Source organism: Streptomyces sp. NPDC008317 (assembly GCF_042955955.1).
GTDB lineage: Bacteria > Actinomycetota > Actinomycetes > Streptomycetales > Streptomycetaceae > Actinacidiphila.
On sequence record NZ_JBIBFQ010000003.1, the window covers coordinates 188,542 to 201,102 of the forward strand.

11 protein-coding genes are annotated in these 12,561 nt (G+C 71.5%); 1 reads left to right on the forward strand and 10 read right to left on the reverse strand.

Features of this window, described 5'->3' with window-relative positions:
• Positions 1-18: 18 nt before the first annotated feature.
• From gmk to pyrR, 10 genes are all read right to left on the reverse strand, one after another.
• On the reverse strand, positions 19-642 hold the full coding sequence (gene gmk, locus ACFY9V_RS10715) for a guanylate kinase (protein ID WP_355348790.1): 624 nt from the start codon (positions 640-642) through the stop codon (positions 19-21).
• Positions 643-715: 73 nt separating this feature from the next.
• On the reverse strand, positions 716-1,039 hold the full coding sequence (locus ACFY9V_RS10720) for an integration host factor (protein ID WP_093712873.1): 324 nt from the start codon (positions 1,037-1,039) through the stop codon (positions 716-718).
• A 388-nt stretch (positions 1,040-1,427) separates the two neighbouring features.
• Positions 1,428-2,267: an orotidine-5'-phosphate decarboxylase gene (gene pyrF, locus ACFY9V_RS10725; RefSeq protein ID WP_391161369.1), complete on the reverse strand. Its 840-nt coding sequence runs from the start codon at positions 2,265-2,267 to the stop codon at positions 1,428-1,430.
• A 17-nt stretch (positions 2,268-2,284) separates the two neighbouring features.
• A complete protein-coding gene (locus ACFY9V_RS10730; RefSeq protein ID WP_391160781.1) occupies positions 2,285-3,394 on the reverse strand; it encodes a quinone-dependent dihydroorotate dehydrogenase in 1,110 nt (369 codons plus the stop codon).
• Positions 3,395-3,478: 84 nt separating this feature from the next.
• Positions 3,479-6,796, reverse strand: coding sequence for a carbamoyl-phosphate synthase large subunit (gene carB / locus ACFY9V_RS10735; protein WP_355348779.1), 3,318 nt, complete (start codon positions 6,794-6,796; stop codon positions 3,479-3,481).
• A complete protein-coding gene (carA, locus tag ACFY9V_RS10740; protein ID WP_355348776.1) occupies positions 6,789-7,922 on the reverse strand; it encodes a glutamine-hydrolyzing carbamoyl-phosphate synthase small subunit in 1,134 nt (377 codons plus the stop codon). The genes carB and carA overlap by 8 nt, the downstream gene beginning before the upstream one ends.
• Positions 7,919-8,581, reverse strand: a complete 663-nt coding sequence (locus ACFY9V_RS10745) for a hypothetical protein (protein ID WP_391046652.1) — start codon at positions 8,579-8,581, stop codon at positions 7,919-7,921. Before ACFY9V_RS10745 ends, carA begins: the two co-directional genes overlap by 4 nt.
• Positions 8,578-9,876, reverse strand: coding sequence for a dihydroorotase (locus tag ACFY9V_RS10750; RefSeq protein ID WP_391160782.1), 1,299 nt, complete (start codon positions 9,874-9,876; stop codon positions 8,578-8,580). Before ACFY9V_RS10750 ends, ACFY9V_RS10745 begins: the two co-directional genes overlap by 4 nt.
• A 2-nt stretch (positions 9,877-9,878) precedes the next feature.
• Positions 9,879-10,889 carry an aspartate carbamoyltransferase catalytic subunit gene (locus tag ACFY9V_RS10755; protein WP_391160785.1) on the reverse strand — a complete coding sequence of 337 codons (1,011 nt, stop codon included), beginning with the start codon at positions 10,887-10,889 and terminating at the stop codon, positions 9,879-9,881.
• An 80-nt stretch (positions 10,890-10,969) separates the two neighbouring features.
• Complete coding sequence (gene pyrR / locus ACFY9V_RS10760; protein ID WP_355348764.1) at positions 10,970-11,635, reverse strand: bifunctional pyr operon transcriptional regulator/uracil phosphoribosyltransferase PyrR; 666 nt, start codon at positions 11,633-11,635, stop codon at positions 10,970-10,972.
• Positions 11,636-11,820: 185 nt separating this feature from the next.
• Between pyrR and bldD the strand changes: the two genes are divergently transcribed.
• Positions 11,821-12,321 (forward strand): transcriptional regulator BldD, encoded by a 501-nt coding sequence (gene bldD / locus ACFY9V_RS10765; protein ID WP_033174517.1) that lies wholly within the window; start codon positions 11,821-11,823, stop codon positions 12,319-12,321.
• Positions 12,322-12,561: the final 240 nt, after the last annotated feature.

The window sequence follows — 12,561 nt, forward strand, 5'->3', positions numbered from 1 at the left end:
GGAAAAGACTGAGTCAGCTCAGTCAATCTGCATCAAGGCTAGCAGCTCACGCGCTACAGCCTCGACCGAGGTGTTGACAAGGGTCACGTCGAACTCGGCCTCGGCGGCCAGTTCGACCTTGGCCGCGCTCAGCCGTTCCTCGATCACCTCGGGCGATTCGGTGCCGCGCCCGGTGAGGCGGCGGACCAGTTCCTCCCAGCTCGGCGGCGCGAGGAAGACCAGGCGCGCCTCGGGCATCGACTCGCGGACCAGCCGGGCGCCCTGGAGGTCGATCTCCAGCAGCACGGGCTCGCCCGCGCCGAGCTTGTCGAGCACGGCCGCGCGGGGCGTGCCGTAGCGGTTCCCGGCGAATTCGGCCCACTCCAGCAGTTCGCCGTTGGCGACGAGCTTGTCGAACTCGTCGTCGTCCACGAAGTAGTACTGGACACCGTGCTGCTCGCCGGGGCGCGGCTTGCGCGTGGTGGCGGAGACCGACAGCCAGACGTCGGGGTGCACCGTGCGCAGGTGGGCGACGACCGTGCTCTTGCCGACCCCTGAGGGGCCGGAGAGCACGGTCAGTCGCGGGTGTCTGTCCGGGGGGGCCGGAGTGGCCCCCTGCGAAGCGAGGGGGCGGGCCGCCCCCCGGGAGACTGTAGAACTCATGGAGCGATTATCCCTGGTTCCCGGAGGTGCTGGTGCCGCGGCGGGGCAAAGCTTGCCGGGGGCACGAGGACCGTCAGGCGGAGGCGCCGCCGAACTCGCGCTCCAGGGACGCGATCTGGTTCGAGCCCAGACCACGGACGCGACGGCTCTCGGAGATCCCGAGCCGCTCCATGATCTGCTTGGCGCGCACCTTGCCGACGCCGGGCAGGGACTCCAGGAGAGCGGAGACCTTCATCTTGCCGATGACGTCGTTCTCCTGGCCCTGCTTGATGACCTCGTGCAGAGAGGCGCCGGAGTGCTTGAGCCGGTTCTTGACCTCGGCGCGCTCCCGGCGAGCCGCGGCGGCCTTTTCGAGCGCGGCAGCGCGCTGTTCAGGGGTAAGGGGCGGAAGAGCCACGCCTACGTCACCTCGGATGTAGAGCAATCGGATATGGACCGTGTGGTGGAGCACACTCCCCCCGCGTTTACGGGGCGAGAAGCGACGCGAGTGAACGTCGCCGCTCCTGTCGGAGACTAGCGGTCCGAACGGCTCAAGTCAGCGAGAACAGACGAAAAGTCCTGGTCAGACTCGATCCAGCGGGATATTTGGGGCAAAGCGGAACAGGTTTCTGCGTCAATTCGTTCGGTGGTTGAATCTGAACCTTCTTTTTGACGTTTAAACAGCGCGCGACCGGCCCCATCAGGGGCTCGACCGGGGCAACGTTTTGGGGTCCGTCCGGGCCCCGGAGGACCCGGACTCCCCTGCCGCGCACCGTCGTTGGGCCGCCTACCCCCGACCGGTACGGCTACCCGCCCGAGACCGCCGCGCGCACCTCGTCGGTGAAGCGCGCCGCCGCCTCGCGCAGTCCCGCCGCGTCGGGTCCGTGCCGCAGCACGTCCCGGCTGACGCTGGGCACCACATTGGCCACCGCGGAGCCGAACAGCGCCGGCAGTCCCGCGGGCGTGGCGCCCTGCGCCCCGATGCCGGGCGCCAGCAGCGGCCCGTTGATGTCGAGATCCGCGCCCGCCTCCGACAGCGTCGCGCCGACCACCGCGCCGACCGAACCCAGCGGCGTCACACCCGCGTTCTCGGCCGCCATGTGGTCGAGCATCACCTGCGCGACGGACGCGCCGCCCGCCGCCGTCGCCCGCTGCACCTCCGCGCCCTCCGGGTTGGAGGTCAGGGCGAGGACGAAGACCCCGGACCCCGAGATCCGCGCCGCGTCCAGCGCGGGCCGCAGCGACTCGAAGCCGAGATAGGGGCTGACCGTGACCGCGTCGGAGAACAGCGGCGAGTCCTTGTCCAGATACGTGGCGGCGTACGCGGCCATCGTCGAGCCGATGTCGCCGCGCTTGGCGTCCATCAGCACCAGGACGCCCGCGGCCCGCGCCTCGGCGACCGCCCGCTCCAGTACGGCGATACCGCGCGAGCCGAAGCGCTCGAAGAACGCCGACTGCGGTTTGAGGACCGCCGTACGGTCGGCCAGCGCCTCGACCACGGTCATCGTGAAGCGTTCGAGACCGGCCACGTCGTCGTTGAGGCCCCACGCGGTGAGCAGCGCGGCGTGCGGGTCGATGCCGACGCAGAGCTGTCCGCGGGTGTCCATGGTCCGGCGCAGCCGCGCGCCGAAGGGTTCGAGTTCCACCTGCGGCGGGGTCGGGGTCATACCGGCACCTTCCGTGTGTCGGCGCCGACGGCGTCGGCGAGCGTGGCGTACGGGCTGGTGGCCAGGCGGGCGGCCAGGCCCTTGTGGACCGCGCGCATCCAGAAGGGGCCCTGGTAGATGAAGGCGCTGTAGCCCTGCACCAGGGTGGCGCCCGCGAGAATCCGCTGCCAGGCGTCCTCCGCGTCGCGGATGCCGCCGACGCCGACCAGCGTGATCCGGTCGCCGACCCGCGCGTACAGCCTGCGCAGCACCTCCAGGGAGCGGTCGCCCAGCGGCGCGCCGGACAGCCCGCCGGTCTCCGCGGTCAGCCGGGGGTCGGACGCCAGGCCGAGGCCGTCCCTGGCGATGGTGGTGTTGGTGGCGATGATGCCGTCGAGGCCCAGTTCCACGGCGAGGTCGGCGACGGCGTCCACGTCCTCGTCCGCCAGGTCGGGCGCGATCTTGACCAGCAGCGGCACGCGGCGGTCGGTCACCGTACGGTCGGCGGCCTCGCGTACCGCCGTCAGCAGCGGGCGCAGGGCGGCGGTCGCCTGGAGATTGCGCAGTCCCGGCGTGTTCGGCGAGGACACGTTGACCACCAGGTAGTCGGCGTGCGCGGCCAGCCGCTCGGTGGACGTCACGTAGTCACCCGCCGCCGCCTCCTCCGGGACCGTCTTGGTCTTGCCGATGTTGACGCCGACGGTGGTACGGAAGACCGGTCGCCGGGCGGCGAGCCGATCCGCGACGGCGGCGGACCCGTCGTTGTTGAAGCCCATCCGGTTGATCAGCGCGCTGTCGGCGACCAGCCGGAACAGCCGGGGCCGCGGATTGCCGGACTGGCCCTGCGCGGTGACCGTGCCGATCTCGACGTGGTCGAAGCCGAGCATGGCCATCGCGTCGATGGCGACCGCGTTCTTGTCGAACCCGGCCGCCAGCCCGAACGGCCCGTGCATCCGCAGGCCCAGGGCCTCGGTACGCAGCGACGCGTAGCGCGGCGCGAGCGCCGCCGCGACGAAGGTGCGCAGGACGGGGATCCGCGCCACCAGCCGGATCCACCGGAAGGCCAGGTGATGGGCGCTCTCGGCGTCCATGCGCCGGAAGAAGAGCCGGAAGAAGAGGTGGTACATCGTGTAGCGGTCATCTCCTCGGAGGGGGATGCGCCCCGGAAGGGGCGCGGGAAACTGCGCGCACAGCGGGCGCCGGGCCGCAGCTCACCCCTCGCGCGCCGCGATCAGATGCCGCGCGTGCTCCTGCAAGGAGCGCACCCCGATGTCGCCGCGCGTCAAGGCGTCGATGCCCTGGACGGCCGCGGCGAGCGCCTGGACCGTGGTCAGGCAGGGGATGCCGCGGGCGACGGCGGCGGTGCGGATGTCGTAGCCGTCGAGGCGTCCGCCGGTGCCGAAGGGGGTGTTGACGATGAGGTCGACCTCGCCCTCGTGGATGAGGGTGACCACGGTCGGCTCGCCCTCGGGTCCCACGCCCTCGCTCTGCTTGCGCACGACCCGCGCCTCGATGCCGTTGCGCCGCAGGACTTCCGCGGTGCCCGAGGTGGCCAGCAGTTCGAAGCCGTGCTCGATCAGCGCGCGGGCCGGGAAGATCAGCGCGCGCTTGTCGCGGTTGGCGACCGAGATGAAGGCGCGGCCCTTGGTGGGCAGCGCGCCGTACGCCCCGGCCTGCGACTTGGCGTACGCGGTGCCGAAGACCGCGTCGATGCCCATGACCTCGCCGGTGGAGCGCATCTCCGGGCCGAGGATGGTGTCGACGCCCCGGCCCTGCATGTCGCGGAACCGCGACCAGGGCAGCACCGCTTCCTTGACGGAGATCGGCGCGTCCAGCGGCAGGGTGCCGCCGTCGCCCGTCGTCGGCAGCAGGCCCTCGGCGCGCAGTTCCGCGACGGTGGCGCCGAGCGAGATCCGCGCGGCGGCCTTGGCCAGCGGCACCGCGGTCGCCTTGGAGGTGAAGGGGACGGTACGGGAGGCGCGCGGGTTGGCCTCCAGTACGTAGAGGATGTCCCCGGCGAGCGCGAACTGGATGTTGATCAGGCCGCGTACGCCGACTCCGGCGGCGATGGCCTCGGTGGAGGCGCGCAGCCGCTTGATGTCGTGGCCGCCGAGCGTGATCGGCGGCAGGGCGCACGCGGAGTCGCCGGAGTGGATGCCGGCTTCCTCGATGTGCTCCATGACGCCGCCGAGGTACAGCTCGTGGCCGTCGTAGAGCGCGTCCACGTCGATCTCGATGGCGTCGTCGAGGAAGCGGTCGACGAGCACGGGGCGGTCGGGGCTGATCTCGGTGGACTCGGCGATGTAGGAGGCGAGCCGGGTCTCGTCGTAGACGATCTCCATGCCGCGCCCGCCGAGCACGTACGAGGGGCGGACGAGCACCGGGTAGCCGATTTCGTCGGCGATGGCCTTGGCGCCGTCGAAGGTGACGGCGGTGCCGTGCTTGGGCGCGGGCAGTCCGGCGGCGGCCAGTACGCGGCCGAAGGCGCCGCGGTCCTCGGCGAGGTGGATGGCCTCGGGCGAGGTGCCGACGACCGGCACCCCGTTGTCCTTGAGGGCCTGTGCCAGGCCGAGCGGGGTCTGGCCGCCGAGCTGCACGATGACACCGGCGACCGGGCCCGCGAGCGTTTCGGCGTGCACGATCTCCAGGACGTCCTCCAGGGTGAGCGGCTCGAAGTAGAGCCGGTCGGAGGTGTCGTAGTCGGTGGAGACGGTCTCCGGGTTGCAGTTGACCATCACGGTCTCGTACCCGGCGTCGTGCAGCGCGAAGGAGGCGTGGACGCAGGAGTAGTCGAACTCGATGCCCTGGCCGATCCGGTTGGGCCCGGAGCCGAGGATGATCACGGCGGCCTTCTCGCGCGGCGCGACCTCGCTCTCCTCGTCGTAGGACGAGTAGAAGTACGGGGTGTCGGCGGCGAATTCGGCGGCGCAGGTGTCGACGGTCTTGTAGACCGGGCGGATGCCGAGCGCGTGCCTGACCTCGCGGACGACGTCCTCGCGCAGCGAGCGGATGCCGGCGATCTGGGCGTCGGAGAAGCCGTGCCGCTTGGCGTCGGCGAGCAGTTCGGGGTCGAGGCGGTCGGCCGCGGCCAGTTCGACGGCGTACTCGTGGATCAGGAAGAGCTGGTCCACGAACCAGGGGTCGATCTTCGTGGCGTCGAAGACCTCCTCCGGGGTGGCCCCGGCGCGGATCGCGGTCATGACGGTGTTGATCCGGCCGTCGGTGGGAACGGCGGCGGTGGCCAGCAGCGCTTCCTTGTCCGCGGCGGAGACCGGGGTCACGAAGTCGAACTGCGAGCCCTTCTTCTCCAGCGAGCGCAGCGCCTTGTTGAGCGCCTCGGTGAAGTTGCGGCCGATGGCCATGGCCTCGCCCACCGACTTCATGGTGGTGGTGAGGGTGGCGTCGGCGGCCGGGAACTTCTCGAAGGCGAAGCGCGGCACCTTGACGACGACGTAGTCCAGCGTCGGTTCGAAGGACGCGGGGGTCTTCTCGGTGATGTCGTTGGGGATCTCGTCGAGCGTGTAGCCGACGGCCAGGCGGGCGGCGATCTTCGCGATCGGGAAACCGGTGGCCTTGGAGGCGAGCGCGGAGGAGCGGGAGACGCGCGGGTTCATCTCGATGACGATGACCCGGCCGTCCTCGGGGTTGACCGCGAACTGGATGTTGCAGCCGCCGGTGTCGACGCCGACCTCGCGGATGACGGCGATGCCGATGTCCCGCAGGATCTGGTACTCGCGGTCGGTGAGGGTCATCGCGGGCGCGACGGTGATGGAGTCGCCGGTGTGCACGCCCATCGGGTCGAAGTTCTCGATGGAGCAGACGACCACGACGTTGTCGTGCTTGTCGCGCATCAGCTCCAGCTCGTACTCCTTCCAGCCGAGGATGGACTCTTCCAGGAGCACCTCGGTGGTCGGCGAGAGGGTCAGGCCCTGGCCGGCGATGCGGCGCAGTTCGTCCTCGTCGTGCGCGAAGCCGGAGCCCGCGCCGCCCATGGTGAAGGAGGGGCGGACGACGACGGGGTAGCCGCCGAGGGTGTCGACGCCGGCGAGCACGTCGTCCATGGTGTGGCAGATCACCGAGCGGGCGGAGTCGCCGTAGCCGATCTTCGCCTTGACGGCCTCGACGACGCCCTTGAACAGGTCGCGGTCCTCGCCCTTGTTGATCGCCTCGACGTTGGCGCCGATCAGCTCGACGCCGTACTTGGTGAGGACGCCGTTGTCGTGCAGCGAGATCGCGGTGTTGAGCGCGGTCTGGCCGCCGAGGGTGGGCAGCAGCGCGTCGGGGCGCTCCTTGGCGATGATCTTCTCGACGAATTCCGGGGTGATCGGCTCGACGTACGTGGCGTCGGCGATCTCCGGGTCGGTCATGATCGTGGCGGGGTTGGAGTTGACGAGGATGACCCGCAGGCCCTCGGACTTGAGGACCCGGCACGCCTGGGTGCCTGAGTAGTCGAACTCGGCGGCCTGGCCGATGACGATCGGGCCGGAGCCGATGACCAGGACGGACTGGATATCGGTGCGCTTAGGCACGCTGGCCCTCCATCAGGGAAACGAAGCGGTCGAACAGGTAGGCGGCGTCGTGCGGTCCCGCCGCCGCCTCCGGGTGGTACTGGACGCTGAAGGCGGGCCGGTCGAGCAGCCGCAGACCCTCCACCACGTCGTCGTTGAGGCAGACGTGGCTGACCTCGGCGCGGCCGTACGGGGTGTCGCTGACCCGGTCGCGCGGCGCGTCCACGGCGAAGCCGTGGTTGTGCGCGGTGACCTCGACCTTGCCGGTGCCGCGGTCCTGCACCGGCTGGTTGATGCCGCGGTGGCCGTACTTGAGCTTGTACGTGCCGAAGCCGAGCGCCCGGCCGAGGAGCTGGTTGCCGAAGCAGATGCCGAACAGCGGGGTCCCGCGCTCCAGGACGGCCTGGATGACGGTGAGGTCGGCGGTGGCCGGGTCGCCGGGGCCGTTGGACAGGAAGACGCCGTCGGGCGCGACCGCGTAGACGTCCTCGACGCTCGCGTTCGCGGGCAGGACGTGCACCTCGATGCCGCGCTCGGCCATCCGGTGCGGGGTCATGCCCTTGATGCCGAGGTCGAGGGCGGCGACGGTGAAGCGCTTCTCCCCGATCGCCGGGACGACGTAGGTCTGCCGGGTGGCGACCTCGGCGGACAGGTCGGCGCCGGTCATCTCGGGGGCCTGCCGGACCCTGGCGAGCAGCGTGCCGTCGTCGGCCAGTGCCTCGCCGGAGAAGATGCCGACCCGCATGGCGCCGCGTTCGCGCAGGTGGCGGGTGAGGGCGCGGGTGTCGATGCCGCTGATGCCGACGACGCCCTGGGTGGTCAGCTCCTCGTCGAGCGAGCGCCGCGAGCGCCAGTTGGACGGGGTGCGGGCGGGGTCGCGTACGACGTAGCCGGACACCCAGATGCGGGACGACTCGGCGTCCTCGTCGTTGACGCCGGTGTTGCCGACGTGCGGGGCGGTCATGACGACGACCTGGCGGTGGTACGAGGGGTCGGTGAGCGTTTCCTGGTAGCCGGTCATACCGGTGGAGAAGACGGCCTCGCCGAAGGTCTCCCCCACCGCCCCGTAGGCACGGCCGCGGAAGGTGCGGCCGTCCTCCAGGACGAGTACGGCGGGTGCGGTGGCCGCCCGGACGGAGGTCGTCATTGTGCGCCTTCCTTCTTTGCCTGTTGTTCGGCCGGGCCGACGCCCGGTGTGTGGTCCGCGAAGGCGACGTCCGCCGCCCGTCGGCCGGGGGCGTCCTCGCCGCCGCTGACGCGGTTGATCTCCGCGACCCAGGCCGGGTGCTGCGCGGCCTGGTCGGCGCGGAAGCCGGAGTCGATGAGGGTGCCGCCGTGCTCCCAGGTGACGACCAGCAGGCCGCCTTCGGTGAGGACCTTGCCCGCGATGCCTTTGTCGAGGCGGGCGCCGCGCAGGGCGGCGGCGGGGACGAAGAAGCCGGGGGCGCCGACGCGGTCGGCGTCCAGGCCCTCCTCGGTGAGGGTGAGCGTCACTTTGCTGCGTACGCCGAGGCCGTGGGCGACGATCCGGTCCAGCCACTGCCCCGCGGTGGTGCTGCCGTGGTAGCGGCCGTCGAATTCCAGGAGCGGTTCGCCGGTCTCCTCGGGGGCCTGCGGGAGTGCGGGCAGGCCGCCCTGGAGGGTGCGGCGCCACTGCCAGCCCTGGCGCATCAGCCAGTACAGCAGGCCGACGAACAGGGCGAGGCCGACGATCCAGCCGATCCGGTCGGTCCAGTCGGTGACCTTCGCCGAGTGCTTGTCCGCGGCCCGCGCCGTACCGGCCGCCAGCAGTGTCAGAGGTGTCACGTGAGCTTCCCGTCCATGACCGTCGCCTGGCCCCGCAGGAAGGTGGCGTGCACCCGGCCCGGCAGTTCGCGTCCCTCGTAGGGGGTGTTGCGGCTGCGGGAGGCGAAGCCCGCGGGATTGACCACCCCACGGTATGCGGGATCGACCAGGACGAGGTTGGCGGGCTCGCCCTCGGCGAGCGGCCGTCCGTGGCCCGCGAGCCGTCCGATGACGGCGGGCCTGGCCGACATGCGGTCGGCGACGCCCGCCCAGTCCAGCAGTCCGGTGTCGACCATGGTGTGCTGCACGACGGACAGCGCGGTCTCCAGGCCCACCATGCCCATGGCGGCGGCGGCCCACTCGCAGTCCTTGTCCTCGTGCGGGTGCGGTGCGTGGTCGGTGGCCACACAGTCGATGGTGCCGTCGGCCAGTGCCTCGCGCAGCGCGAGCACGTCCGCCTCGGTGCGCAGCGGCGGGTTGACCTTGTAGACCGGGTTGTACGTCCGCACCAGCTCGTCGGTGAGCAGCAGGTGGTGGGGGGTGACCTCGGCGGTGACGTCCCAGCCCTTGGACTTGGCCCAGCGGACGAGTTCGACGGAGCCCGCGGTGGACAGGTGGCAGATGTGCACGCGGGAGCCGACGTGCGCGGCGAGCAGGAGGTCGCGGGCGATGATCGACTCCTCGGCGACGGCGGGCCAGCCGGTCAGGCCCAGTTCGCCGGAGACGGCGCCCTCGTTCATCTGGGCGCCCTCGGTGAGCCGGGGCTCCTGCGCGTGCTGGGCGACGACGCCGTCGAACGCCTTCACGTACTCCAGCGCGCGGCGCATGATCACCGCGTCGTCCACGCACTTGCCGTCGTCGGAGAAGACCCGTACCCGGGCGGCCGAGTCGGCCATGGCGCCCAGTTCGGCGAGCTGCTTGCCCTCCAGGCCGACGGTGACGGCGCCGACCGGCTGCACGTCGCAGTAGCCGGACTCCTTGCCGAGCCGCCAGACCTGCTCGACGACGCCCGCGGTGTCGGCGACGGGGAAGGTGTTGGCCATGGCGTGCACGGCGGTGTAGCCGCCGATCGCGGCGGCCCTGGTGCCGGTCAGCACGGTCTCGGAGTCCTCGCGGCCCGGCTCGCGCAGGTGGGTGTGGAGGTCGACCAGGCCGGGCAGCAGGACCATCCGGCCCTCGCCGTCGACCACGGTGGCGTCCTCGGTCCCGTCGCCGGACAGGCCCGCGCCGATCCCGGCGATGGTCTCGCCGTCGATCAGGACGTCCTGCGGCTCGCCGCCCAGTACCTTCGCGCCACGGATCAGGATCTTGCTCATGGTTACTTGCTCTCCTCGGTACGGGCGGGGCCGGTCGTCGCGGGTGCGGTCTCGGGGACGGGCGCGGTGGCGGCGATGGCCGGTTCCGAGCCGCCGAGCAGCAGGTACAGCACGGCCATCCGGGTGCTGACGCCGTTGGCGACCTGCTCCACGACGGTGCAGCGCGGCGAGTCGGCGACCTCGGCGGTGATCTCCATGCCGCGGTTCATCGGCCCCGGGTGCATGACGATGGCGTGCTCGGGCAGCACCGCCATCCGCAGTCCGTCCACGCCGTAACGCCGGGTGTACTCGCGCTCGGTGGGGAAGAAGGCGGCGTTCATCCGCTCGCTCTGCACGCGCAGCATCATCAGCGCGTCGGTCTTGGCGAGCACCGCGTCGAGGTCGTAGCTGACCTCGCACGGCCACTGCTCGACGCCGATCGGCAGCAGGGTCGGCGGGGCGACCAAGGTGACGCGCGCGCCGAGGGTGTTGAGCAGCAGCACGTTGGAGCGGGCGACCCGGCTGTGCAGGATGTCGCCGACGATGGTGACGCGGCGGCCCTCCAGGTCGCGGCCGACGCCGGACAGGTGGCGGCGCATGGTGAAGGCGTCCAGCAGTGCCTGCGTGGGGTGTTCGTGGGTGCCGTCGCCCGCGTTGACCACCGAGCCGTTGATCCAGCCGGAGGTGGCCAGGCGGTGCGGCGCGCCGGACGAGCCGTGCCGGATGACGACGGCGTCGGCGCCCATCGCCTCCAGCGTCAGCGCGGTGTCCTTGAGGGATTCGCCCTTGGAGACCGAGGAGCCCTTGGCGGAGAAGTTGATGACGTCGGCGGAGAGCCGCTTGGCGGCGGCCTCGAAGGAGATGCGGGTCCGCGTCGAGTCCTCGAAGAAGAGGTTGACGACGGTACGGCCGCGCAGGGTGGGCAGTTTCTTGATGGGCCGGTCGGCGACGCGGGCCATTTCCTCGGCGGTGTCGAGTACGAGGAGGGCGTCGTCGCGGCTGAGGTCGGCGGCCGAGATCAGGTGGCGCTTCATGCGGGTCACTCCGGGGGTGCTGGGGCGGGTCAGGGCGCGCGGAAGCACAGGACCCCGGCGGGGGTCCTGTCCTGGGTGCGCTAGTCGTCCGCCGGGAGGCCCTCGCGCGGCGCCGCGTCGTCCCGGTCACGGCGGTCGCGCCGGTCGCGGTCCTTGTCGTCCTTCTGGCCGAGCAGGACGGTGTCGCGGCCGTCCTCCTCGGTGAGCTGGACCTTGACGGTCTCGCGCAGCGAGGTGGGCAGGTTCTTGCCGACGTAGTCGGCCCTGATCGGCAGTTCGCGGTGGCCGCGGTCGACCAGGACCGCGAGCTGTACGGCGCGGGGGCGGCCGATGTCGTTGAGCGCGTCGAGGGCGGCGCGGATGGTGCGGCCGGAGAAGAGCACGTCGTCGACGAGGACGACGAGCCTGCCGTCGATCCCGGTGGCCGGGATCTCGGTGCGGGCCAGCGCGCGCGCAGGGTGCAGCCGCAGGTCGTCGCGGTACATGGTGATGTCGAGGGAGCCGACGGCCGTCGTGCGGCCGGTGATCTCGGCGAGCTTGGCCGCCAGGCGCTGCGCCAGGTAGACGCCGCGGGTCGGGATGCCGAGGAGCACCACGTCGTCCGCGCCCTTGGCGCGTTCCACGATCTCGTGGGCGATACGGGTGAGGACGCGCGCGATGTCGGGTGCTTCGAGCACCGGACGGGCGGGCGCGGGGTTCCACTCGGCGGTATCGCGGTCTTCCGGGGTACTGCGGTCTTCGACCATGGGTCGGGGACCTCCTTCCCCGCCTCACGGGACGGGCATTAAAGGACGTCAGGGGTACGCGGCAACGGTATCAGGTGGCGCAGAGCGCCCAGGTCAGCGACCGATCGGCCCTTTCCGGCTTGACGAGCACGGATTACGCTGCGTAACCTCACAGTGAGTCACCGAGTTTCCGTCCGGGGAGCCATATGTCCAGCGATTACGCCAAGCAGCTCGGAGCAAAGCTCCGGGCCATCCGCACGCAGCAGGGCCTGTCCCTGCACGGCGTCGAGGAGAAGTCCCAGGGCCGCTGGAAGGCAGTGGTCGTGGGCTCGTACGAGCGCGGCGACCGTGCCGTGACCGTGCAGCGACTCGCCGAGCTTGCGGACTTCTACGGAGTTCCGGTCCAGGAGTTGCTGCCGGGTACGACCCCCGGCGGGGCGGCCGAGCCGCCCCCGAAGCTCGTCCTCGACCTGGAGCGCCTGTCCCAGGTCCCGCCGGAGAAGGCCGGGCCTCTCCAGCGGTACGCCGCCACGATCCAGAGCCAGCGCGGCGACTACAACGGCAAGGTGCTGTCGATCCGCCAGGACGACCTCCGCACCCTGGCCGTGATCTACGACCAGTCGCCGTCCGTACTCACCGAGCAGCTCATCGGCTGGGGCGTCCTCGACGCCGACGCGCGGCGCGCGGTCCAGCACGAAGAGGGCTAGGCGCCCGGCTCGCCCGAATAGTGCAGAAACGTCCCGCCGCCCGGTGCGGACCCCTTCCCGGGGCCCGCACCGGGCGGCTCCGCGTTCCGGGGCGCCCGCCCCGAGAGGCGCGGTCCGCCGCGACGTGTCCCGCGGTTCCCCACGCCCCTGACGGGTCCGCCCTCCCGTCTTCCGGGCAGCGGACGACTCCCCGGGGGCGCGGGGAACCGCGCACTCAGCCGACGCGGCGCCGCACTCGGG

Bases quoted from the DNA above. Each gene is read 5' to 3' on its own strand.
- bldD (WP_033174517.1), top strand. From the start codon at position 11,821: ATGTCCAGCGATTACGCCAAGCAGCTCGGAGCAAAGCTCCGGGCCATC.
- ACFY9V_RS10750 (WP_391160782.1), bottom strand. From the start codon at position 9,876: ATGAGCAAGATCCTGATCCGTGGCGCGAAGGTACTGGGCGGCGAGCCG.
- ACFY9V_RS10755 (WP_391160785.1), bottom strand. From the start codon at position 10,889: ATGAAGCGCCACCTGATCTCGGCCGCCGACCTCAGCCGCGACGACGCC.
- gmk (WP_355348790.1), bottom strand. From the start codon at position 642: ATGAGTTCTACAGTCTCCCGGGGGGCGGCCCGCCCCCTCGCTTCGCAG.
- ACFY9V_RS10730 (WP_391160781.1), bottom strand. From the start codon at position 3,394: ATGTACCACCTCTTCTTCCGGCTCTTCTTCCGGCGCATGGACGCCGAG.
- pyrR (WP_355348764.1), bottom strand. From the start codon at position 11,635: ATGGTCGAAGACCGCAGTACCCCGGAAGACCGCGATACCGCCGAGTGG.
- carA (WP_355348776.1), bottom strand. From the start codon at position 7,922: ATGACGACCTCCGTCCGGGCGGCCACCGCACCCGCCGTACTCGTCCTG.